This window comes from Terriglobia bacterium (assembly GCA_032252755.1).
Taxonomy (GTDB): domain Bacteria; phylum Acidobacteriota; class Terriglobia; order Terriglobales; family Acidobacteriaceae; genus JAVUPY01.
Genome location: JAVUPY010000051.1, coordinates 112,939 through 134,975 on the forward strand (window position 1 = coordinate 112,939; position 22,037 = coordinate 134,975).

The following is a 22,037-nucleotide window of genomic DNA, read 5'->3' on the forward strand; positions in this document are numbered from 1 at the left end:
GGGCGCGATCTTCATCGCGCCCGTGCAATTCAATCCGCGTTCATCCGCGGGTAAAAATCTAGTTAGTCTCGTACTCCATCGAGAAAGGCCCGCAGCTTCCGCGAGCGCGACGGATGTCGCAGCTTGCGTAGAGCCTTCGCCTCGATTTGCCGGATTCTTTCCCGTGTTACCGCGAACGACTGGCCGACTTCTTCGAGCGTATGCTCGCTTCCGTCCTCCAACCCGAAACGCATCTTGATGACCTTCTCTTCGCGCGGAGTCAGCGTGCGCAGTACCTGCGCCGTCTGCTCCTTCAGGTTCACGTTGATCACCGCTTCCGCCGGCGAAACCACCGCGCGATCTTCGATGAAGTCGCCGAGGTGGGAATCTTCTTCTTCCCCAATCGGTGTTTCCAGCGAGATCGGTTCCTGCGCGATCTTCAGCACCTTGCGAACCTTCGCAACCGGAATATCCATGCGCTTGGCGATCTCTTCGCTCGTGGGCTCGCGGCCCAGTTCCTGCACCAGCTGGCGCGAGGTACGGATGAGCTTGTTGATCGTCTCGATCATGTGCACCGGGATACGAATCGTGCGGGCCTGGTCCGCGATCGCTCGTGTAATGGCCTGCCGAATCCACCACGTCGCGTAAGTCGAAAACTTGTAGCCGCGCCGGTACTCGAACTTGTCCACGGCCTTCATCAGGCCAATGTTGCCTTCCTGGATCAAATCCAGGAATTGCAGACCGCGGTTCGTGTACTTTTTCGCAATCGAGACCACGAGTCGAAGGTTCGCTTCAATCAGCTCCTTCTTCGCGTGCTCGGCATCCATGTCGCCCTGGATGATTTCGCGCTGCGTGCGCTTCAGTTCCGGGAACATCGCTCCGGCTTCGTGCTCAATGCGCTCCATGTCGGAGCGGAGTTGACGGGCCTGCTTGCGGTATTCCTTCTTCTGTTCGTCGGAACGGGTGGCGTCGGCGCGCGACTCCAGGCCATTCGCCTGGCGATCCAGGGCCTTCATGCTGTCGACCGTCTTGTTGACACGATCGATCAGCCGCTTGCGTTCGGTATTGGTAAATCCAAGCTTGCGGATAGCTCGGGAGATCTCCACCTGTTCGCGCCCAAGCGCCCAGCGGCACCGACGATGGTCTTTTGGCCGCTTCTTTTGTGGAATCCCGTCCAGCTTTTCGCGCAACTGGATCGATTTCTTGTAATGCTTGTTGAGTTCGTCGATCTTGCCGGCGGTGTCCTTCAGGCGGTTCTGCAGAATCTCGTCCGTGATCTCTTCTTCATCGAAGATCACGATCTCCTTGATGCTGCGAACCCCGCGCTTCAGGTCATCCCCAATGGCAAGGATTTCACGGATAACGATGGGCGACCGCGACAGCGCCTTCAGAACGCGCAACTGGCCGCGTTCGATGCGCTTCGCGATTTCGACTTCGCCTTCACGGGTGAGCAGTGGAACCGTGCCCATTTCGCGCAGGTACATGCGAACGGGGTCGTTGGTCTTTTCCAGTGCACCCGGGGTAAGGTCGAGTTCGACATCTTCGCCTTCTTCGAGTTCCGCGTCGAATTTCTTGTCGAGTGCGGACGAGGGCAGTTTGGGCGAATCCAGCACGTCGATGCCTTGCGTTCCGATCGTCGTGAGAAGATCGTCGAGGTCATCAGGCGTTTGCAGGTCGTTCGGAATGAGATCGTTTACCTCGTTGTACGTGAGGTAACCCTTCTCCTTGCCCGCATCGATCAGCTTTTTTATATCGTCAAATTTATCGTCGAGAGCCAAAGCCTATAATCCTAATTGCGGCGCCGTCGCGCGGCGTTCCGCGTTGCACACTGCGGCGGGATCGGCACTGGAAAGTGCCGACACATGCAGAAACTTACGTATTTTATCATTTCAGAGGTCTGCCTGCTACCCAGACCCATACCATCTGCCCGCCAGCGGTGTTGCTCTTGACTTGTTAGATGGCCACCCAGGCAGAATGGTTTCTGAGAATTTGCGCCGTAACCCCAAGCAAAACAATTGCTTAGCCCGGCACTAAGGTTGCGCGTCGGGGCAGTTAAACGAGCGTCCCTGCCGCGCTCCGAAGATGCCGGTCGAGTTCCAGCTTCTCAGTAATTAGCTCCCGCAGGCGCTGAGCGTCGTTCTTCCTTTCCGCTTCCGCGATCTGCTCCTTCAACTCGCGCTGGCGCGCCTCCAGTTTTCGCCGCCGCAGTGCTTCAATCGCACTCTCCAGCAGCTCGGGCGTGATCTCTTCGTCTTCCTTCATCAGCGCTTCCGCGAGATAGGAGCGCTCTTCATCAGGCAAGTCGAGCGACATGGGATCAGAGCTGTCATCGAAGCTCTTCAGTAGCGCTGCCATCAGTCCCTCGGTTCGTAAACCAATATGGAGCGCTTCGTCCCTCAGCGCGTAGTGCGTCTGCCTCGCCGGTTCGAAGTCGAGTTCCTGTCCCTCGCGGCTGCTGACGGGATCGCGTCCTAGATCTCGCGCCGTCGCGAGCGCCCGAATCAGCACGCGTTCGGAATCGCTGATAGGCGACTCTTTCGGCGCGATCACTTTCGTTGCCGAACGCGTTCCCGCGACGTACTTCAACTCTTGCCTGAGAACCGCGTTATCGATTCGCAACTTGTTCGCGATCTCCGTCGCCAGTTCGTCGCGAACAATCCGGCTCTGCACTCGCTGGATATGAGGCAGAAGATAGTTCACAGCCTTGGCTTTGCCTTCAGGCGTTCGAACCGGGAACTGTGTTCGCGCGCGCTCGACGAGATAATCGAAATATCGCGGCGCTTTTCGCACGGCCTGCGCGTATGCTTCCCGGCCCTTCTTGCGGACGTAGAGATCGGGATCGAATCCCTGCTCCAGGGTCAGAACTTTGATCTCGAAATCTTCGCCCACGAGCATTCCTAGCGACCGCTCCGCGGCGGCGGCGCCGGCCGTATCGGGGTCAAAGTTCACCACGATCTTGCTCGTGAAGCGCTTGAGCAGCTTTACCTGGAACTCAGTGAACGCCGTTCCGGAACTCGCAATCACATTCTGGAACCCGGCGTTGTAGACCGAGATGCAGTCCATCTGTCCTTCGACGAGGATCACGTGATCGAACTTCCGGATCCACTCCTTCGCGAGATGCAGGTTGTAGAGCACGCGCGATTTCGAATAGACCGCCGTCTCCGGCGAGTTCAGGTACTTCGGCCCCGCCTTCTCATCCGTCGCCAGCGTCCGTCCCGTGAACGCAATCACCTTGCCCGACTCATTGCAGATCGGGAACATTATTCGATTGCGAAACTTTGAGTAGATCGCAGCCTTCGGATTGCTGCCGTTACCGTCATCCCGAGCGGAGCGGCCTTCAGGCCGCGCAGCCGAGTGACCCGCATTTTCCTTCCACGAGAACAGCCCCGACTCGCGCAGCGCCTCCTCATCGGCTTCGCCCTTCAGTCGGTCTCGCAGCAGGAAGCCTGATTCCGGCGCGTAGCCGATTCGAAACAGGTCAATGCCTTTCTGGTCCAATCCGCGCGACTTCAGGTACTCACGCGCCGCAGCAGCTTCCGGCCTCCGCAACTGTTCCTGGAACCACTGGCAAGCGGTCTCGTTCAGGTCGAGCAGTACGGTTCGCTGCTTCGCTTCCGCGGCTTCCTGCGGCGACGAGAATTGCATCTTCGGCACCGCGATGCCGAGCTTCTGCGCGACCAGGCGAACGGCTTCGGGAAACGTAATGTTCTCGATCTTCTGGACGAAGCTGAAGACGTCACCACCAGCCTTGCAGCCGAAACAGTGATAGAACTGTCGCGACGCATGTACCGAAAGGGATCCTGTCTTTTCTTTGTGAAACGGACATAACCCCTGGTAGTTTTGCGGCCCGGCTTTGCGCAGCTTGATGTACTCGCCCACAATTCGGACGATGTCAGCCTGCTGCTTGACGGTGTACGCAAAATCGCCGGGATTGGCCATGAAGCTCTAGTGTGCCATCAGCGGCTTGGGAATCGGCAACAATTCCCGCAGCTCGAATCGGCGACTGTGGAAATCCTGTAGATTTCAGGGTTTTCGCCTGGAGGGGATGTGGAAATCGAGAGAAGGTTGCTTGGAAAGACTAAGATTTTATCCATCCTGCCGCGCAAGCGTCTGCAATCACTTTCTCCACCGTCGAATAGATGTTCGGCATTCCGATTCTGACTGGCTCCATGCGCTTAATCACCTTGTCCTTGGTCACCTTGTGGATGCGCCAGGTTCCGCCCTGGGTCTGGGCGTTGTGAAGCAGAGGCTGAAGGCGGTCAAGGGCATTCGCGTACTTCGATTCCGGCGTTTGGCGTGCCTCAAATTCTTCCCAGAGGTTGCGGAACTCGCGGCCTTGTTCTTCCGGGAGGAGACCGAAGATCCTCTCTGCGGCCTTTTGCTCGCGGTCGTCCTTGTCGGCGTACCCGGCAGTGTCGTAGGCGAAGGTGTCGCCAGCATCGATCTCGACGATGTCGTGGACGAGCAGCATCTTGATTGTCTTCAGCAGGTTCACTGGTTCCGCAGCGTATTCCTCGAGCAGGACCGCCATTGTGGCCAAGTGCCAGGAGTGCTCGGCGGAGTTCTCGCGGCGGGACATGTCGATTAGGAGCGTCTGGCGGAAGACGGTTTTGAGCTTGTCGAGTTCGAGGATGAAGGCGAGTTGATCTTCGAGCCGATTCATTGTTCCTGATTGTGCCACAAGGAGATAGCGGGAAAAGATACTTCGACCCACCCCCCTGATTCGTGATCTATTGTTTTCATAGATCTACGGAAATTTCGGCGGTAAATCTATGAATATTAATGGCTTAAATCCGAAAATCCGGGTTGACAGGTGACCCCAGGGAAATTGGTTCCGAGCGGCGGAGTTCACCGTGGGAGTGCCATCGCATTCCAGGTCCTAACAAGCGTGGAAGAGAGCGGCATTGTCCCGCTCACGGAGAATGGAATTGTCCGGCCGGTCGGGCTGATACCGGATCATCACAGACTGGTTGCGAACGGAATCCAGGAACTTTTCTGCTGCCGATTCCGTGCTGAATTTTCGCTGATACAGGCCCGAGTAGTACTCCCCGTTCGAAGAATAGGAATAGCCAAGTTCGGCCACATGGCCGTACTCGCCGGATGTGTATGCCGTTTCGACTCTGCCGGATGTGATCGGCCAACTCTCGGACCGCCTCTTCTTCAACCAGATCGCAATCCACGATGCGGCAGCGAAAATCAAGATGTAGAGTTCTTTGGCCAGGAAGAAATTGTGCATGGGCTCGCGTAGCTCCGGACCGGCTATTCTGGCAGACCGAACCCCGCGATGGTAGGGCACTGCCGCAACTGGGAACGTAGCTTCCCAGCGCTGAACTTTCTTCCCAAATCATGGAGCTTCAGCAACTTCTCGCAACCCGCGGGCACCTCGTTGTGCCCGCCGAATCATCACATTGACACGCTTCCATTGTGGCAAGCCATTTGCATCAGGCAAGGTGGGGTCAGCAAGTGATTCAAAGCTGCAAACTCGCGATAGTTGGTGCCGTTCTCCTGACAACGGCGATAATTCTGGAAGCGCAGACGCGAGTACCCGATCTCGGGACGATTGTGCAGCGTCTTGAGCAGACGCAAGAGGCGAATCACGGGAATGTACGTCCATACCAGGTCACACGCCAGTACCTGTTTTACGAGGGCCATGACAAGCCACAGGCCGATTCTTCCGTAGTAGCGGACGTAAGCTATTACCCGCCGAACACGAAGCAGTTCGAGATCGTGAATGCTTCAGGTGGCGGACGCGGGCAGCACGTGGTTAGAACGGTGCTTGAGCACGAATCGGAGATGGCGACGGATTGGCACAAGACCGCTATCACCCGGAAGAATTATGAGTTCTCATTGCTGGGTGAGGAAACTCTGAACGGGCGGCGATGCTTCATCCTGGGGCTGGAGCCGCGCCGGAAATCGAAGGAACTGCTCGACGGGAAGGCTTGGATAGACGCGAGGGACTATCACATCATCCAAATCCAGGGGGAACCCTCGAAGAGCCCGTCGTTCTGGATCAAGAAAGTGAACGTGACGCTTTACTTCTCGAACGTCCAGGGCATGTGGTTGCAGACAGCGATTCGTGCGGTTGCGGATGTGAGATTCCTCGGGACGAACATTCTCTCGGAGCGGGATTTGAATTATCGTGTGGGCGCAGAAAGCGTCGCGAAGAGGCCGCCGCGAAATCCGGAGATCAATATCGCGGCGTACGTGCGGTAGGATCGGCAATTCTCGTCAAGACAGATCGAAGCTTGGTACCCGCAATTACTCAGAAATATCCTCTCCGAGAAGTCGCCAGTGGCCGTCGATCTTCGTCCAAGTATGGGCGACGCGGACCCACTTTGGCGTCCCACGCCCGAGATTGTCCAGCCACAGCGTCTTCACGCTGTAGTACGCAACGGCAGCATTTCCGTTAGCCCGAACCTCAATCGGGCCAAGCGAATATTCGTCAAGTTCCAGTTTGCCTGCTTCATATCTCCGTAGCCACGTAGCCACGTCCTTTTGCCCGAATAAGTAATAGCCCTCCTGTCGCAAAGCTACCGCGTCTTTTGCCCACGAGGCTTCGTAGTTCCTGACATCGAGATCGGCGACATACTTCCACAACGCATTCTCCAACTGCCAGACTTCCTGTTCATCCGGCGAGCGGGTGCTGGTTAGGAACACAAGCGAGCCCTCGCCAAGCCGAAGTGCGAAAGTAACCATCTGGCTCGTGTTCGCAGCCACCTCGAACTTCTGTGACGCAGGTTTAAATCCGTTCGCCTGCACGAAGATTTCGTAGGGTCCCGGGGATAAAGGCACATCAACGACACCTTCTGAGCTGGTTTCCAACTTAAGGGACAACGCAAGCGGATAAGGAACGATTCGCATGCGCGCGTGCGGGATCGGTGCACCTGTCGGATCAAGAACTTTTATTGTGACCCTGCCCGCCACTGGAGCAGCCTGGGCGGATGCAAAAGGATGAATCGAAGCAAGCAGGAACACTGCCATTAAAGCAGTGGTTCTTAACATCGTGCGAATAGTCCCTTCTGTGTTGCTCTGATACGTGTTGGCGAAGATAACGGCCCAATCGTTTCTACTAATTACGGCCACAAGTATGCAGCCGCACATCCTGAGTTGTCGTCAGTCAGAGCCAGGAGAGACTACGATTGGGTGCTTTCGGTCCGTTGCTTTATGCTATCCAGCCACTGGCGCCGGAGCAGGCCGCTGCCGGGCACGATCAGTCGCCAGTAACGGCCCATGCCGCGACGGGTCGAATCGTCGAGTGCCACGACGCGCGTCTCAGTACTGACGGTGGACCATCCGCCTCCCGCATCTTCCGCCCTGAAATCGAAAGCGACTTTGAGCGCACCCGACTCGCGGTAGTCGGCGCACTCCTGCAGCGTTCGCGGTTGCAACGGGCGCTTCGCGGGCACGTTCACACCGCCGCACATGACGATCTCGTGACCGTTGCCGCCCAAGGCATAACCGGATGCTGAAAATGCTTCGAGAATCTGCCTGTCCTGCAAGGAGTCGGCGGTGGAATGAATGCGCAGGGCGGCGGCGCGAATTTTCATGAGCGTGGCCACTGATTTCATGTCGCGGAAACGCGACTCGCGGACAGCCTGCATCACCTGCTCAGGCTTGGCGTGAATGCGCAGCGAGTGCCGCTCGTAGAACTGGTACTCGGGCATAACGTCGTCGAGCAGCTTGTTGTGTTGCGCGACGCGGATGGTCGGGGCCGGCCAGAGAAGGGCCACAAAAGCCAAGGCCACACCGCCGGCGAAAATCAGCGCTCCGGCGTATCGCTTGCGGATTCCGAGAAAACGGAAGGGAAGCGCGAGGTTCGCAAGGCCACAAAGAGCTACGGCGATTCCGGCGTAAGCGAGCGTGCTGAGCGGCTGATAAGAAGCCCAATAATTAAATAGCAGTATGAGGGCAAGACCGAGTGCGGAAATGACTGTCCAGGATACGGCCTTGAAGGACATCGGCTCATGCTCCTTTCGGACGGAAAACTCCGCGTCATAGACAGACCCACATCTGCGAAAGACGTGCAGATGTAGGCAACCAGGTCGTCGGATTACGAATGAGCCGCTTTTCGCAGCTCAAACCCGCGCACGACAACGTAAGCGATAAGCGTGAACAGGAAGAAGATCAAGAGCATCCAGGTGACGCTCTGCAGCGATCCGATGACCGTCTTGTAAATCTCCAAGCCCCACCGTTGCGATGTGAGAGCGAGCAACTTGCCGTCTTTATCCGGCGTGATGTACTTCTCGAGATCCCAGACGCGCACGCCACCCGCAATGCCGACTACCAAAACGGCGAACATGATGTAGCGTCTCCAAATCGGAGCGAGTTCGTCGGAGACGAGCCTTGCCATAATCTTCTTCACGGGCACCGAAAAGACAACGGCAGTGACAACCGCGGTTGCTGCGGCTACCAGAAATGTGACGATGAGCAATGTTCCGAACATGACAGCTCCTTTCGGCAACGGCTTCTGGTCCTTGACTGAGCAGGAGCCACGCAAAGAGCCGATAGTGTGGATGGGGGAAGTCTACACCCGGAAAGATCGGTGGTCTTAAGATCGGTGGTCTTGTGCGATTGTGAGCGAAGAGAGGATCAATTTGAACGCTATTTCGGGGCCTTGGATTGGTTTGGGGATATTGCATCAACTACCCTTCCTGAAACATCGCACCAACAACAAGGGTGTGACGGTAGTCACAAGTACGTGCGTCAACTCTTGGATATAATCCCTCGCCGAATGCCCGGGACGGAGGGCCTGTGAAATACAGGCGAATCGTCGTCACCCATTACGGCGGGCCCGAAGCGCTCCAGGTGCTTGAAGAAGAGTGTCCGCAGGCAAAGCCGGGCGAAGTGCGCGTGAAAGTGCTCGCTGCCGGCGTCTCCTTGCCTGACCTGATGGCACGCGAGGGAATTCATCCTGAAACACCGAAGATTCCTTACACACCGGGGTGGGATCTAGTCGGCGTGGTAGATCAACTCGGCGATGGTGTCTCAGGATTCGAACGGGGCCAGAGGGTCGCTTCGATGCCGATCCACGGTGCCTATGCCGAGTTCATTTGCCTGCCGAGACGTGAATTGATACCGGTGCCGACGGGGCTGGATGCAGGCGAGACCGTCAGCTTGATCCTGAACTACATCACTGCATACCAGATGCTGCATCATTCCGCCAAGGTGAAACCGGGACAGCGGGTTCTGATTCACGGCGCAGCAGGCGGCGTCGGCACGGCACTTCTGCAACTGGGGCGTCTCGCCGGACTGGAGATGTACGGCACTTGTTCGTTGCGAAGCACATCAGCAGTTTCCGATCTCGGCTGTACTCCCATTGATTACAAAGAAGCCGACTTCCTGAAAGAAATTCAACGGCTGACGGATGATGGCGTGGACGTTGTCTTTGACCCAATAGGTGGTGATCACCTCTGGCAATCCCGCAAGGCACTTCGTCGAGGTGGACGCGTCATTGGTTACGGAAATACGACCTCCCTGCGCGGTCAGGGATTGTCGTCAAGTCGTCCAGGCCGCCGGAATCGGCTCCACGGTATCCCTATTTATGCGGTATACATCGCAGGCGGTTGGATATTGCCCGGGAGAAAACGGGTGATTCCCTACAGCATTCAGACGCTGAAACGTTTGCGTCCCGCCTTATTCCGAGAGAATCTGATCGCACTCCTGGATCTTCTTCAACAGCAGAAGATCAAGCCAATCGTTGCGCAACGATTTCCTCTTGCCGAGGCCAGGGCTGCGCATGAGCTGCTCGGGAAAGGCGGCGTGACAGGGAAGATCGTTCTCGTTACTGAGAATGCAGTAGGTTGTTAACGGGAACAGGGGATCGTGTCCTGTCCCTGTAAATTCGGGCGGTAATCCCACGAAAAGCTCAGGTGCAGCGAAAATCGTCGCATGGCCGGCGGCGGGAGTGTTACTCTCGCGCGCATACTCAGGAGGGTGCGATGGCATCGCGTCCGGATCGGCATCATTACTTCATGGGAATTGCGTTGGCGGTTCGTCAGCGCGCGGACTGCACGGGGCAGAAGGTTGGAGCGGTGATCGTGGTGGATCGGCGGATTGTTTCGACCGGCTACAACGGGACGCCGAGCGGAATGCAGAATTGTTCCGACGGGGGCTGCCACCGGTGCGCGAATCGCGACAAGAAGTACGCTTCGGGTACCGCGTACGATCTCTGCATCTGCGTTCACGCGGAACAGAACGCAATTTTGGCGGCGGCGAGGTTCGGCATCAGCATACAGGGCGCGGTGATGTATACGACGACGGAGCCGTGCTTTGGGTGCCTGAAGGAGATGCTGCAGGCGGGGATTTCCGAGGTGTACTACCTACATCCGTGGAGTTCGCCTCGGGATGAAAACCAGCAGCGGCAGTACCAGTCGCTGCAGAACGCGATTGAGCACGGAGTTCACCAACTGAACATGCCTGACGATCGGGAAGCGTGGGCGAAGGGCGCGTCGGCTGCAGTGGGATCGGCGGATTCTCACGGGATGCAGACACCGTAAAGGTGGGCTGTGGCTCCGCAATCGAGCGCCGGCGATGAAAGAGAAACAGACTCACATTTGCGAACAACGCGCAGACGTGGGGACCTTCATCGATTCTCACGGGATGCAAAAGGAAACCGCTCCTGCGGTTTAGACAGGAGCGGTCACGTATAGCAGCCGGATCTATAAGCCGAATTCTGTCCGCGGCTTGCGCCGTGGGGCGATCATTCCTCTTGGCCAGCCATTACTGGCTGGCTCCAGCGACCTACCCGAAGGTTTGACGTGCCGAGCCGGCGCGTGCACCCGAAGGCGCTTCCTCCCTATTTGGTCTTGCTCCGTGTGGGGTTTGCCATGCCCCGGACATTACTGCCCGGGCGGTGCGCTCTTACCGCACCTTTTCACCCTTACCTCGTCGAAACGAGGCGGTATATTCTCTGTGGCACTTTCCGTCAGTTGCCCTTGACGGCAACCGCCCGGACGTTATCCGGCACACTGCTCTGCGGAGTTCGGACTTTCCTCTCCCGCTTCCGTGCGGCCTGGCAGAACCAGCGTAAACGGGACGGCAGCGATCACCCGATCCAGCGGCTAACAATGAATATTATAGCGAATTGGCTGCCCGGCGGATGGCGGTCGAGACCTGCACTTCCAGCCGATACTGTTCCGCCGCTTCGGTTTCTCGGCCCTGGGCATGCAAGGCCTTGGCGAGAGCTCCGTGATAGCCGACGGTCTGGGGTGCCAATGTCGTGGCGATGCGATACCAGCGTTCGGCTTCGGCGTAGTCCTTTTCTTTCATGGCAAGGTTGCCGACCTTCGAGGCACAGATCGGCTTGAGATTGCCGAAAGAATCCGCGGTGAAAGCTCGCTCATAGCCGGACTTGGCCTTGGTCAGATCGTCTCGCCTCTCGGCCAGGGCGGCTTGCGAATACAGGAGATAAGCAGAGGCCGGGTGCGCGTTGAGACCTTCCGTGATTATCTCTTCGGCAGCCGGAAGATTGCCGGCGAGGGCATACTCGTCCGCGAGAACTACCTTGGGACGTACTGAGTTGGGTGCGATGACGCTGGCGCGCTGCCAGAGCGAGAGATTATCCACCCAGAAGCCGGTTTCGTGCCAGGTACTCGCTGCCCAAGAAGCAATCAGCAACAGGCCGATTGCGTAGCGAGCCTGCGCGGGAACACGGCTTGGGGCCAGAAGCAGCCACGCGATCAGCGCAGCGAAGGGATAGCTTGCGAGATACAGGTATCGGTCGTGCTGCTGCGCCATGGGTGCTAGCACAATGTAGGGCGCCATCGTGAGCACGAAGAATGCAACCATAACGGTCGCTTCTACCGAGCGGTGCCGCAGCCATATCCAGATGCCAATCCCCCCAGAGAGCAGCAATGCGATTCCCGGAGCGACGAAGTTCCAGAGCTTGGGCGTGGTGACGATGATGGAGTCGTACATCACGGCGAGACCGGTGGGCCACACCAGGTGCTTTACGTACCACCAGCAGGCGAGCGGTGCGCTCCAGATGTTCGTGGCCGTGAAGGAAGGTTTCAGGTAAGGCTTTCCCACTCCGGCGCTGACGACATGAGGCGTAAGCGCGATGTGTCGCAGAACGAAGTATCCGGCGATTGCAATGGCGTAAGGAAGCAGAAGGAGAAAGCTTTTGCGAATTTTTTGGCGGCTGGTTTCCGAAAGCCAGAAATGTACCGCGATGAGGCCCGGCAGAACGGCGAGCGTCTCTTTTGTGAGCAGGCAGGCCGCATAGAATAGAAGCGAACCGGCAATCCAGCCGTTCCGCGAGGTTTCGCGCCATTTGAAGTAGCAGATGAGAGATGCGAAGAAGAAAAGAGCACCGATACCGTCGCACCAACTGCTGCCGACCCATGCGACCGGTTCTACTTTCGCCGGGTGAATGGAGTAGAAAAATGCGGTCAGCAGGGCCATCCATTCGGAACGAAACAGGTGGCGTCCGAAGAGGTATGCCAGATAAAACGCGGTGACATGAATGGCAACGGCGGCGAGGTGAAACCATCCGGGAGTGCCACCGGTCCAATGTACGAAGATGATGCCTAGAGCCGACGATAACGGACGATAGTAGTCGGACCCGGTGCCGGAAGCCGAGGCGAAAAGATCATGTAGAAAGAGGGATTTGAGAGCGGCCCAGCCCTTCCACTGGATGAAAACAATTCCGAGGTCGTCGTAGACGAAGCCGTAAGTGACAGTTCGCACGTAGAGCGCTGCCAGAAAAATGGCGGAAAGGCGCAGGAGAACCCCGGGCTCGCGCAACTTGCGGGCGAGCCACCCGAGTTTAGGGGAATCCCTCACCGTCTCGGACCGCAGTGGTTCTGTATATGTGCCTGTGTTCAAGTTCCCGGACTCCGTTGGATGGCTTGACTATACAGCAAGTTACGGCGAAACCTGGACTGACGGAAGTGCAATGAATATAGGTTTTTGCGTCTACGGGGCGAGCTCATCCGTCTGCTAAACTGTGAGAACCTCGTCGCCGCGCAGGTTTGCATGAATCTCGCCGAAGCCGTCCGGCTGGCCCTGCAATCGTTGTGGGCTAACAAATTGCGAACGGTGGTCACTCTCGCCGGAGTCGTCATCGGAGTGGCCGCCGTGATCGCTGTCGTCACCTTCGTGAACGGCATCAATGGCTACGTCGCCGAAAAGGTGTTCAATCTCGGTGCCGACGTTTTCATCATCTCCAAAGCCCCCAATGTCATTACGAACGTCGAGGAATTCCTCGAGGCGCAGAAACGGAAGGATCTGACGCTGGAAGACTACTCGGCGGTTCGCGAAAGCTGCCGGCACTGCAAAGACGTGGGGGCGTTCGCGATCTCCGGCAACGGGAAAGTGAAGTACGAGGAGCAGAGCAGCGAAGACACCGACGTTCGCGGTTGGACACCGAGCATGAGCCGGATTTTCGACCTGGATCTTGTCGCCGGGCGGACCATCAACGACACTGACGTCAACACCGCGGCTCCGGTCGTCATCATCGGCCACGATATCCTCGACAACCTTATGCCGGACACCGATCCGATCGGAAAGGAGATTCGCGTAGACGGACGTGTCTACACGGTGGTTGGAGTAGGGGAGAAGGAGGGCAAAACCCTGGGCCGCAGCCGCGATAACTGGGTCATCCTGCCAATCACTTCCTATTTCAAAGCCTATGGTTCGCATGACAAGTCGTTGCGAATCTGGGGCAAGGCTTACGATGTTGGCACGCCGATGGAGCAGGCCATCGATGACGCCCGTGTCATTATGCGGGCGCGCCGTCACGATGCTCCCGATGCGGCGGACAGCTTCGCCATCGAAACCAACCAGAACTTCCTGGCGATCTGGGCGAGCATCAGCAGCACGTTCTTTGCGGTCATGATCGCGATCACGTCGATTGCGCTGGTGGTGGGCGGTATCGTCATCATGAACATCATGCTGGTCTCGGTAACCGAGCGCACGCGCGAAATCGGGATTCGCAAGGCCATGGGTGCACGACGCTCGGATGTGCTGCGGCAGTTCCTGATGGAGTCGGTGATATTGGCGCTGCTCGGCGGGATGATGGGCGTTGCGCTGGGTATTGGCGTGGCAAAGGCGATTACCGCGTTCGTCGGCATGCCATCGGCGGTGGCTCTGTGGGCTGTCCTCGTGGGACTGCTGGTCGCCGCAAGCATCGGCATCTTCTTTGGCGTTTATCCGGCGCGCCGGGCGGCGAGTCTCGATCCGATCACCGCGCTGAGGTTCGAACTGTAATGGCGAAGCGTAACGATGTCGGTGAGATCATCCGGATGGCGATGGATTCCATCCGCAAGAACAAGATGCGCTCGGGACTCACTGTTCTTGGCATCGTTATTGGTGTCACGACCGTTATCGCGATCAGTTCGGTGGTGCGCGGCTTGAACAAGAGCGTCCAGGCAACAGTGGAGCAGATGGGATCGAATATCATCTTCGCTTTCCACCTCGAGCCGTTTACCTTCAGCCGGCCATCGCCCGAGGTGCTGCAGCGGAAGCGCCTGACTTACGATGACATGATCGCGATGAAGGATCTGCCGCACGTGCAGGCAGCGTGCGTGGGGTTGCGGTACGTTCAGCCGCAGTTTAAAACCGGGACCTACGCTGTGAAGTACAACGGACGGACGGCAAAGAATACGATATTGGAAGGGGACACCGCTTCCTGGACGCAAGTTTTTGATCTGTCCATGGACTCTGGCCGCTATTTCACCGAGGCCGAAGATCTCAACCGCTCGCCCGTCGTAGTAATCGGCCATGACACCGCGCAGGAACTGTTTGGGAACTCCGACCCGCTCGGGAAAGAACTCAACATCGAAGGCCAGCTGTTCACAATCATTGGCGTGGCCGAGAAGCGGAAGACCGCATTCAGCGGCGGGTCGAACCCCGAAGACAACCAGGTGGTCTTCCCATACTTCACGTTCCGCAAGTTGCACCCCGAACTCGATCAGAACTGGATCAGCCTCAAGGCGACCTCCAAGGATGACATGCCGCGCGCGGAAGAGGAGGTTCGCGAGTTGCTGCGGGTTCGGCGAAAACTGGCGCCCAATCAGCCGGACAATTTCGCCGTCTTCAGCCAGGACAGCCTGTTGCAGTTCTGGGATCAGTTGACGAACGGGTTGTTCATCTTCATGTTCGCCGTCTCCAGCGTTGGACTGATCGTGGGCGGCGTTGGGGTGATGGCCATCATGCTTGTCTCGGTGACGGAGCGGACACGAGAGATCGGCGTGCGCAAGGCTATTGGTGCCCGCAAGCGCGACATCCTCCTGCAGTTCACCCTCGAGGCGATGACGCTGACAGGTATTGGGGGAGTCCTCGGCATCGGTGTCGGTGGAGTCATCACGATGCTCGTCCCGCTAGTTTTCCCATCTCTTCCGGCCACGATGTCGTTCTTCTGGGCGATTTTCGCATTCTCCGCGGCCGGTTTGATCGGACTGGTGTTCGGAATCTATCCGGCGTGGAAGGCATCGCACCTTGATCCCATCGAGGCACTTCGATACGAGTGATTTCGCGCGTTCGTGTTCTCTGCTAAGCTGAGCCCTTCCCGATGACACTCGCCCTGCACTCGCTGGCTGTGCTGTTCGCAATCCTGGCTGGATGCGGTTTCGGTTACCTGGTGCTGACGCTTTGGGCCATTTATCACTGGCGGCGCAAGGTCTTCACCGTCGATCCGAACTTCACCCCGGCGGTATCGATTCTCAAACCGCTGAAAGGTGCCGATCCAGAGATGTACGAGGGATTCCGCAGCCATTGCCTTCAGGACTATCCGGCCGAGTACGAGATCATCTTCGGCGTCAATGATCTGTCCGATCCTGCTGTCGCCGAAGTCGACCGGTTGAAGCGGGAGTTTCCGCATCGGGCTATCCGGCTTGTGATATGTCGCGACTCCGGTGGAACCAATCGAAAGGTGACCAACCTTGCGCAGATGGTGCGCGAAGCGCGCTACGAGTATGTGATCATCAATGACAGCGACATCCGTGTTCCTCCCAATTATCTGAGCGATGTCTTTTCCCATTTCGCCGATCCCCAGGTTGGAATGGTGACGGCTCTCTATCGTGGAGTGCCGCAGAAGAGCATCTGGTCGCGAGTGGAGTCGATGATCATCGCCGACTTCGCCGGGGGAATCCTCTCGGCCCTGGTGGTAGATCGCGGCATCAAATTTGCACTCGGCTCCACATTGGCGATCAGCAAGAAAGTCCTCGCCGAAATCGGCGGCCTCGAACCGTTGTCCAACTTCCTCGCCGACGATTACGAACTCGGCTTCCGTACATTTCACGCGGGCTACCGGGTGGCGCTAGCCGGGGTTGTCGTTGAAACCTTCCTGCCCGCTTATTCGTTTCGCCAAATGTACGAGCATCAACTGAGGTGGGGACGTACGATGCGCGATCTTCGCAAATCCGCGTATGCGGGGATCATTTTCACGTATGGTCTTTCGTGGGCGATCATCGCCTCAATATTCGCAGGATTCGCTCCGTGGAGCCTGGCGCTTTTGGCGCTTGTTGCCGTCGTGCGCTTTCTTTCGACCTATTCGTACGCACGATGGGTGGTGCTGGACGCGCATTGCCGGCGGAACCTCTGGCTGGTACCGTTGCGCGACGCCATCGGCGTGGTCGTATTTATTGCCAGTTTCCTTGGCAACACCGTCACATGGAGAGGAGAAGCGTTCCGTCTGAAGGATGGGGTGTTGTATCGGAAGGACGATATTGCGCGACAAAAGCTATCTGCCTAGCAGGACTTCATCCATCTCGCGCGCGGCCGGCACAATTCTTCCGCCTTCAGTGAAGTGATACCTTTCGCCGCGCCACGAGAAATTGCTGCCGCCAAGATAACTCGCGCACCACACGAAGAAGCCAAGCAGATCGCGAACCGGATAAAACAATGCGCCCGCGAGCGCGCGCCGGTCGCCAACTACGCCCCACCCTATGACGATGGCCTGGATTACCCGGTTGAGGTATCCCCATGCGAACAGTGCGATCGCCAGCGGCCACATCTTCAGTGTCGCCGCACAAATCAGGCCGAGTATCCCAAATGGAGTCGAGAACGTGAGTCCTGTTCCGAGGTGGCCTCGCGGACGCGAATAGCGCGTGCTGCGCATCCAGCGCAGTTGGGTTCGAAACGTCTGGCCGAATGTCTGCGCCGTGAGCACGTGCCCTACGCGTGTGTAGTGCGAGAGAACAACATTCATTCCGGATCGTTCGAACACAAGATTGCCGAGCACGAAATCGTCGGAGTAGTAGTCCTTGGTTTCGGCAATGCCCCCGATTTTCTCGAGTGCGTCGCGCCGTACCGCCATGATTGCGCCAAGGGCAAAACGCATTCCCTCCAGCATATCGGCCGTGATGACGCCAGAGGGTAACTCCACCGACATGCCGAGGGCCTCCAGCTTCGACCAGAAATCCGGGGCAGGAATACCGCGGTACATGCAAGTGACCAGGCCATTGCACGGATCGAGCAGCGGGGGAATGACGTTCTGCAGGAATTCCGGTTGAACGCGGATGTCGCTGTCGCTGATGACGAAATAGTCGTTGCTGCTCGCCGCGATCATCTTCGCGAGCGAGAAAACTTTCGCGTTCGGCCACACCGGATACCCGGATAGCACGACACGTGCGGTCACCTTGGGATACTTTGCGCGAAGGTTTGCAACTGCCTCGAGCGCAGGGTCGTCGGATTCACGACAGCCGAAGACAATCTCGTAGTCCGGATAATCCAGGCGGAAAAAGCTCTCAAGATTGTCTTCGAGGTTAGGTTCCGTGCCACAGAGCGGCTTCAGGATGGTGACTGGGGGTAGTTCGTCCCTGTTCTGTGCTTCGCCGCGAACATGCCATTTGGAAGCTTTGCGGCGGAAGCGTACGGCCGCGACACTCGCCAATGCGAGGAACACCGTCGACGAGATTGTGCCCAGGATTGCGATGAGTAACCCGAGCCTCGTTGTCACCGTCAGTATGGAAGCTGCCATCATGTCTACTTGCTGTTGGCCTGATTGCTTAGGATGTATTTACCACCGCTTTTGGCTATCTGGAAATATTGGGTTTGTAGCACGGCTCGCGGGATGTCGTCCTTCTCGGTCCAGAGGAATACTCGCCTATCGCCGTCCCAGAGGCGTTTGAACGAGGTGTCATTCTCGAAGACCTTCGGTGAATCCGGGAACAATGACCCATAATAAAGGTTGCCATTGTCGCGCGTGTTAATGACGTGTAGCTGGAAATGCCCGTAGAAATTGAGTGTCGATCCGTCCTCGTAAGCGCCGTTTATGACGACAACGTCGCCCGGTTTGTATACCCGTTCCACCGCTTGCGAGAGCGATTTCGACGAGAGTATCGGAGCGAAGGTCACGAGGGCGCTGTGCGCGCACTGCAGGAAGACGATCATCATTAGGGTGATCGCCAGGTTGGAGCGCGCTATGAAATTCCGCCGCCGCAACCACCACGCGACTATGGCGCCCAGCAACACTGCCGTCGCCGAGATCGCCAGCGGTGCGCGGAAGAACCCCATGGCGCGCGGCGTAAGGTCAAAGATGTGACCGAAAGAGAGCGCGTATTCACCGGGATTCTTGGTGAGAACGTCAGACAACTCGGTTCCTTTGGGCACCGATTCTGACTTCCAAAGCAAGAACATCGCCAGCGTAAAGAACGGCACGACAACGGCAATAATAGCCGCGAGAATCCGGCGTCCCGAACGCCGGATCGGACTTTCCGGCGCGGCTTTCTGCTCTTTTCCGAGCCATGCGCCAATAATCACTGCCAGCGCCGGGAGCGCGGGAATGTTGTAGTACTCCTGCCGGCTCGAAAAGCTGAAGAATCCGACGATGAACAAAATCCACATTCCGCAGAGCAGCAGCGCACGTTCGCGGCTCGGTAGCCCCTGCCCATAGCTCGCAAGATTGCGCCAGATACTGGCGATCTTGGAGCCGAATGATTTGACGGACGAAACCCCAGCGACCCACGCGCGCGGGCGAATTGGCAGATCTGCCAGGGCATGGAAGGCAAACGCACTCCACGGCACCAGCCAGAGGAAAAGCATTCCCCAAAAAACGAACAGAGGAACGGTGTCGTAATCTTTCGGGAAACGTTCGTTCAGATATCGCAGGAAGTGTTCATTGATGAAGTAGAACCAGAAGAAACCGCGCGCTTGCCCCGCGGCCGGATTTCGCAACCCGGCAACGATGTGCCAAGGCGCGGCGATCGCCATGAAGACGAGGAAGCTCGAGACAAGGCGCATGCGGGCGAGGTGCTTCAGATTTCCCGTCAGAATCAAGTACCCGAGGATGATCCCGCCGGGGAAGACGATCCCGATCAGCCCCTTTGTGAGCACATTCAGCGCTGATGCCGCCGCAAGCCCCCAGCAGTCCGCTTTGGAAGGTTTCTCCGATTCCAGTCCACGGAGGAAGAAATCGAGCGTAATGAGCAGGAACCACGCCACCAGCAGATCGGGTATCAGAATGCGCGTGAAGATGTATGGGCCAAAAGACGTCGCCAATACCACGGAGCTGTACAGGCCCGCGGATTCGCCGAAGCGCTTTCGCGCGAAAAAATATGTCGACAGCAGCAGGCCGAGCATGCCGAGAGTGACGGGGAGGCGCGCTGACCACTCTGATACCCCGAACGCCTTGTAGCTGACGATCATGCCCCAATACATGAGCGGTGCTTTTTCGAGGTACCGAAAGCCGTTGTTGATGTACAGGGTGCTCCAGTCGTGCCGTAGCAGCATTTCGCGGGCGGCTTCGGCGTGCACGGAATCCGCGTCGTCCAGCAGAGCAGGGGAAAATAATCCGGGAACATAGAGGACAAGCCACAGACCAAGGATCAGGGCGATGTGCCACCTGGTGCGAGTGTGGCGTTGGATTAATTCCGCGGGAGACTGGGCCGGGACGAGATCAGGTTGCGCGCTCGACGAGTGCATTCGGCAAGGGACCGTCGTCAATTATAGCGGCTGTGAGGCCGGCCTCGGCAGAGGCAATGCGTCAAACATGGCCTCAATATCTCTTTTCCGGACGAGGGCCGGGTTCCTGGACCGGCGGATTCCGGTGAGAGGGTGCGTCTTCCGGTTCCTCGACGGGGGCCGGAGGAGTCTGCGAAGGTGGCGGCGGCGGATCGGGATCGTCTCCTCGGTCCGCCGTGGAGAAATTTGTTCGCATGGGGTTAGGCGGCGCGTCGCGTGCGGCGATGCCGGCTCGTCCTCTTCATTGCGACGATATTGCCGCGATTGCTGCGGCCCCCGCGCGCATTCGTTCGTCGCGAGGTCGTGCGTGAGCCGCGCGACGAAGGCGAGGTCGAGCGTGAGGACCGTGTACGTGTGCCTGTTTTTGCGGTACCCCGTACAGTCGTGCTTCGCCGCTTGCCCCGTGTGGTTGCCGAACCGCGACTGGTTTTGCCGCGAGTTTCAGATCGACGAGCGCGTGAAGTCGTTGCGCGACGCGAGCCCGTTCTCGACTTCGAGCGAGTGCCGCGTGCGCTGCTGCGGCGGGATTCGCCGCGCGCTTCCGTCCGGCGAGCGCGCGTGCCTGTCGATTTGCGGCCAGAAGATGTGGAGCGAGGTCGAGTGCTGGATTCACTACGCGCGCGAGTTGTACGAGAACCTGCACCTCCGCTCCCGGCGGAACGCGAACCGCGACGCGCGTGTGCGCTGCGCTGGCGGCCTTCCGCGGTGGCTCGCGCAATCAACTTGTTGAAGTTGCTCTTCTGTCCGCCTGCAGTGGTTTCCTGGTGCAACAGCGCCAGCCCGTTCTCGTCGAAGGACCGGAACCAGTCGTCCCAGGAGATTTGCTCGAGCGACTCTCCGCCGGAGTAGCCGGGGAAGTCGAGGCGGATCATGCCGACATCGTCATTACTGCCGGTTCCGCGAACGCACGCCGGACGCGCGCCTCGCTCTTCCGCCCATCGCCGTATTTCATCGTGATCGGTTATTGCTGTGGCTTTCGCTCGTGACGCCATAAGTCGGCTCCTACGTTGCAGAATGCGTGCACCCGAGGGCGCTCACGAGTGGGATGCATCGTCCCGCATGAGTGTGGGCCGCGCTCCGCCGATTTCGCCTGTCGTCAGCTTGCCGGGTTTTGCAGGTACTCGCGCGAGGCGCGCTTGCCAAGTTCCGTGAGCGGCGAACGAGTGACCGCCGACTCGCTCTCGTGCCCGCGCTGTCGTGTCTTGTCCTCGGCGCCGGTACCCGGTAATACGCGGTTTGTCAGTCCCATTAAGCGCGCGGTGGTTCCGGGCAGCAGCCCATGTACCGCAACCGCGAGTTTCGCCGGGATGCTGAGGATCAATTCAGGCTGGCCGCGCCGGATGGCATTGACGGCGGATCGCGCGGCACGGCGAGCGCTGATGGAACTCAGCGGACTTGTTGCCGACAGGCTGAACCAGGTGTACTCCGCCTTGTGGTCGCCTTTGAAGAAGGCGTTCACGTGCGACCCGGTGCGCATCAGGCCGGGAATGACGGTCGTTACGTGGATTCCATCCTTCGCCAGTTCCGCCGTGAGACCTTCCGACAATCCGGTGCTCGCGAATTTCGCGCAGGAGTAGGGCACCAGGTGCGGCACGCTGATCTTGCCGCCAATTGAAGAGATATTGGCGATCCAGCCGCTCCGTCGACGCTTCATTTCCGGCAGCACGGCAAAGATCGTGTTCACATGGCCCCAGAACATCACGTCCATGGTTTCCCGAAAGTCGTCGATGGTCTGGGTTTCGATCGGCCCAACGCTGATGATGCCGGCATTGTTGACGAGTACATCGATCTGGCCAAACTCATCTTTGACGCGCTGAACCATTTGCCCGACCTGTTCACGGTCGGCGACGTCGCAGACGATGGTGAGGACCGAGCCGCCACGCTGTCGCAAATCTACAGCAGCCCGTTCGAGTTCTGCCTGGTCGCGAGCGCAGATTGCTACCCGGCTGCCGAGCGATACGAACTCGCGCGCGATTGCCAGTCCTAACCCGCGCGAGCCTCCGGTGATCAGGACTATTTTTCCGCTCATGTCGGCCAAACGCAGGCGACGCACCAGTGCACCGGCCGCGACGACCGCTCCCGCACTGGCCAGGGCGCCTGCGGTGATCGTACCTGCCATACCTAATAACAATGTTCGTTTGCTCGGTACTCGCATT

Annotated in this window: 19 protein-coding genes and 1 other RNA gene; 8 read left to right on the forward strand and 12 right to left on the reverse strand. The window is 58.2% G+C overall.

Translation table 11 applies throughout. The features are described 5' to 3' along the window. Positions 1-62: 62 nt before the first annotated feature. From rpoD to ROO76_11140, 4 genes are all read right to left on the reverse strand, one after another. The gene (gene rpoD, locus ROO76_11125) at positions 63-1,757 is read right to left on the reverse strand and encodes an RNA polymerase sigma factor RpoD (protein ID MDT8068703.1); all 1,695 of its coding nucleotides are present in this window, start codon (positions 1,755-1,757) and stop codon (positions 63-65) included. Positions 1,758-2,031: 274 nt separating this feature from the next. Beyond that, complete coding sequence (locus ROO76_11130; GenBank protein ID MDT8068704.1) at positions 2,032-3,918, reverse strand: DNA primase; 1,887 nt, start codon at positions 3,916-3,918, stop codon at positions 2,032-2,034. Between the two features lie 139 nt (positions 3,919-4,057). After that, positions 4,058-4,642: an HD domain-containing protein gene (locus ROO76_11135; protein MDT8068705.1), complete on the reverse strand. Its 585-nt coding sequence runs from the start codon at positions 4,640-4,642 to the stop codon at positions 4,058-4,060. Positions 4,643-4,858: 216 nt separating this feature from the next. Further along, a complete protein-coding gene (locus ROO76_11140; GenBank protein ID MDT8068706.1) occupies positions 4,859-5,215 on the reverse strand; it encodes a hypothetical protein in 357 nt (118 codons plus the stop codon). Between the two features lie 227 nt (positions 5,216-5,442). Here ROO76_11140 and ROO76_11145 point away from each other — a divergent pair, with 227 nt between their 5' ends. Beyond that, positions 5,443-6,192 carry a hypothetical protein gene (locus tag ROO76_11145; GenBank protein MDT8068707.1) on the forward strand — a complete coding sequence of 250 codons (750 nt, stop codon included), beginning with the start codon at positions 5,443-5,445 and terminating at the stop codon, positions 6,190-6,192. A 45-nt stretch (positions 6,193-6,237) separates the two neighbouring features. On the opposite strand, the gene ROO76_11150 is transcribed toward ROO76_11145, so the two are convergent. The 3 genes from ROO76_11150 to ROO76_11160 form a co-directional block, all read right to left on the reverse strand. Further along, a complete protein-coding gene (locus tag ROO76_11150) occupies positions 6,238-6,960 on the reverse strand; it encodes a carboxypeptidase regulatory-like domain-containing protein (protein ID MDT8068708.1) in 723 nt (240 codons plus the stop codon). A 152-nt stretch (positions 6,961-7,112) separates the two neighbouring features. Beyond that, positions 7,113-7,937 carry a hypothetical protein gene (locus ROO76_11155; GenBank protein MDT8068709.1) on the reverse strand — a complete coding sequence of 275 codons (825 nt, stop codon included), beginning with the start codon at positions 7,935-7,937 and terminating at the stop codon, positions 7,113-7,115. A 92-nt stretch (positions 7,938-8,029) separates the two neighbouring features. Continuing rightward, the gene (locus tag ROO76_11160) at positions 8,030-8,422 is read right to left on the reverse strand and encodes a hypothetical protein (protein MDT8068710.1); all 393 of its coding nucleotides are present in this window, start codon (positions 8,420-8,422) and stop codon (positions 8,030-8,032) included. A gap of 308 nt (positions 8,423-8,730) precedes the next feature. Between ROO76_11160 and ROO76_11165 the strand changes: the two genes are divergently transcribed. Further along, entirely contained in the window at positions 8,731-9,786 is a 1,056-nt protein-coding gene (locus ROO76_11165) for a medium chain dehydrogenase/reductase family protein (GenBank protein MDT8068711.1), read from the forward strand. A 131-nt stretch (positions 9,787-9,917) separates the two neighbouring features. Beyond that, positions 9,918-10,475 (forward strand): dCMP deaminase family protein, encoded by a 558-nt coding sequence (locus ROO76_11170; GenBank protein MDT8068712.1) that lies wholly within the window; start codon positions 9,918-9,920, stop codon positions 10,473-10,475. 149 nt (positions 10,476-10,624) lie between these two features. Here ROO76_11170 and rnpB read toward each other — a convergent pair. Then, positions 10,625-11,039: RNase P RNA component class A (gene rnpB / locus ROO76_11175), an RNA gene on the reverse strand. Between the two features lie 13 nt (positions 11,040-11,052). Then, entirely contained in the window at positions 11,053-12,804 is a 1,752-nt protein-coding gene (locus ROO76_11180) for a hypothetical protein (protein MDT8068713.1), read from the reverse strand. Positions 12,805-12,954: 150 nt separating this feature from the next. Here ROO76_11180 and ROO76_11185 point away from each other — a divergent pair, with 150 nt between their 5' ends. Genes ROO76_11185 through hpnI (ROO76_11195) form a run of 3 tightly spaced genes read left to right on the forward strand, consistent with a single transcriptional unit; the run spans position 12,955 to position 16,672 of the window. Beyond that, positions 12,955-14,187 carry an ABC transporter permease gene (locus tag ROO76_11185; GenBank protein MDT8068714.1) on the forward strand — a complete coding sequence of 411 codons (1,233 nt, stop codon included), beginning with the start codon at positions 12,955-12,957 and terminating at the stop codon, positions 14,185-14,187. Further along, entirely contained in the window at positions 14,187-15,449 is a 1,263-nt protein-coding gene (locus ROO76_11190) for an ABC transporter permease (protein MDT8068715.1), read from the forward strand. The genes ROO76_11185 and ROO76_11190 overlap by 1 nt, the downstream gene beginning before the upstream one ends. Before the next feature lie 41 nt (positions 15,450-15,490). Further along, on the forward strand, positions 15,491-16,672 hold the full coding sequence (hpnI, locus tag ROO76_11195) for a bacteriohopanetetrol glucosamine biosynthesis glycosyltransferase HpnI (GenBank protein MDT8068716.1): 1,182 nt from the start codon (positions 15,491-15,493) through the stop codon (positions 16,670-16,672). Here hpnI (ROO76_11195) and hpnI (ROO76_11200) read toward each other — a convergent pair. Next, complete coding sequence (gene hpnI / locus ROO76_11200; GenBank protein MDT8068717.1) at positions 16,661-17,899, reverse strand: bacteriohopanetetrol glucosamine biosynthesis glycosyltransferase HpnI; 1,239 nt, start codon at positions 17,897-17,899, stop codon at positions 16,661-16,663. The two genes, hpnI (ROO76_11195) and hpnI (ROO76_11200), sit on opposite strands and share 12 nt — an antisense overlap. 5 nt (positions 17,900-17,904) lie before the next feature. Beyond that, complete coding sequence (locus tag ROO76_11205) at positions 17,905-19,842, reverse strand: glycosyltransferase family 39 protein (protein MDT8068718.1); 1,938 nt, start codon at positions 19,840-19,842, stop codon at positions 17,905-17,907. Positions 19,843-20,188: 346 nt separating this feature from the next. On the opposite strand from ROO76_11205, the gene ROO76_11210 reads away from it, so the two are divergent. Both ROO76_11210 and ROO76_11215 read left to right on the forward strand, forming a co-directional pair. Continuing rightward, positions 20,189-20,611, forward strand: a complete 423-nt coding sequence (locus ROO76_11210; GenBank protein ID MDT8068719.1) for a hypothetical protein — start codon at positions 20,189-20,191, stop codon at positions 20,609-20,611. Between the two features lie 34 nt (positions 20,612-20,645). Then, a complete protein-coding gene (locus tag ROO76_11215) occupies positions 20,646-20,867 on the forward strand; it encodes a hypothetical protein (GenBank protein ID MDT8068720.1) in 222 nt (73 codons plus the stop codon). A gap of 110 nt (positions 20,868-20,977) precedes the next feature. Here the strand turns inward: ROO76_11215 and ROO76_11220 are convergent, their stop codons facing one another. Next, on the reverse strand, positions 20,978-22,000 hold the full coding sequence (locus ROO76_11220; GenBank protein ID MDT8068721.1) for an SDR family oxidoreductase: 1,023 nt from the start codon (positions 21,998-22,000) through the stop codon (positions 20,978-20,980). Between the last annotated feature and the right edge of the window lie 37 nt (positions 22,001-22,037).

Coding starts and splice junctions, on each gene's coding strand:
- ROO76_11130 (MDT8068704.1), bottom strand. CDS start 3,918: ATGGCCAATCCCGGCGATTTTGCGTACACCGTCAAGCAGCAGGCTGAC.
- ROO76_11135 (MDT8068705.1), bottom strand. CDS start 4,642: ATGAATCGGCTCGAAGATCAACTCGCCTTCATCCTCGAACTCGACAAG.
- ROO76_11140 (MDT8068706.1), bottom strand. CDS start 5,215: ATGCACAATTTCTTCCTGGCCAAAGAACTCTACATCTTGATTTTCGCT.
- ROO76_11150 (MDT8068708.1), bottom strand. CDS start 6,960: ATGGCAGTGTTCCTGCTTGCTTCGATTCATCCTTTTGCATCCGCCCAG.
- ROO76_11155 (MDT8068709.1), bottom strand. CDS start 7,937: ATGTCCTTCAAGGCCGTATCCTGGACAGTCATTTCCGCACTCGGTCTT.
- ROO76_11160 (MDT8068710.1), bottom strand. CDS start 8,422: ATGTTCGGAACATTGCTCATCGTCACATTTCTGGTAGCCGCAGCAACC.
- ROO76_11170 (MDT8068712.1), top strand. CDS start 9,918: ATGGCATCGCGTCCGGATCGGCATCATTACTTCATGGGAATTGCGTTG.
- ROO76_11185 (MDT8068714.1), top strand. CDS start 12,955: ATGAATCTCGCCGAAGCCGTCCGGCTGGCCCTGCAATCGTTGTGGGCT.
- ROO76_11190 (MDT8068715.1), top strand. CDS start 14,187: ATGGCGAAGCGTAACGATGTCGGTGAGATCATCCGGATGGCGATGGAT.
- hpnI (MDT8068716.1), top strand. CDS start 15,491: ATGACACTCGCCCTGCACTCGCTGGCTGTGCTGTTCGCAATCCTGGCT.
- hpnI (MDT8068717.1), bottom strand. CDS start 17,899: ATGGCAGCTTCCATACTGACGGTGACAACGAGGCTCGGGTTACTCATC.
- ROO76_11205 (MDT8068718.1), bottom strand. CDS start 19,842: ATGCACTCGTCGAGCGCGCAACCTGATCTCGTCCCGGCCCAGTCTCCC.
- ROO76_11220 (MDT8068721.1), bottom strand. CDS start 22,000: ATGGCAGGTACGATCACCGCAGGCGCCCTGGCCAGTGCGGGAGCGGTC.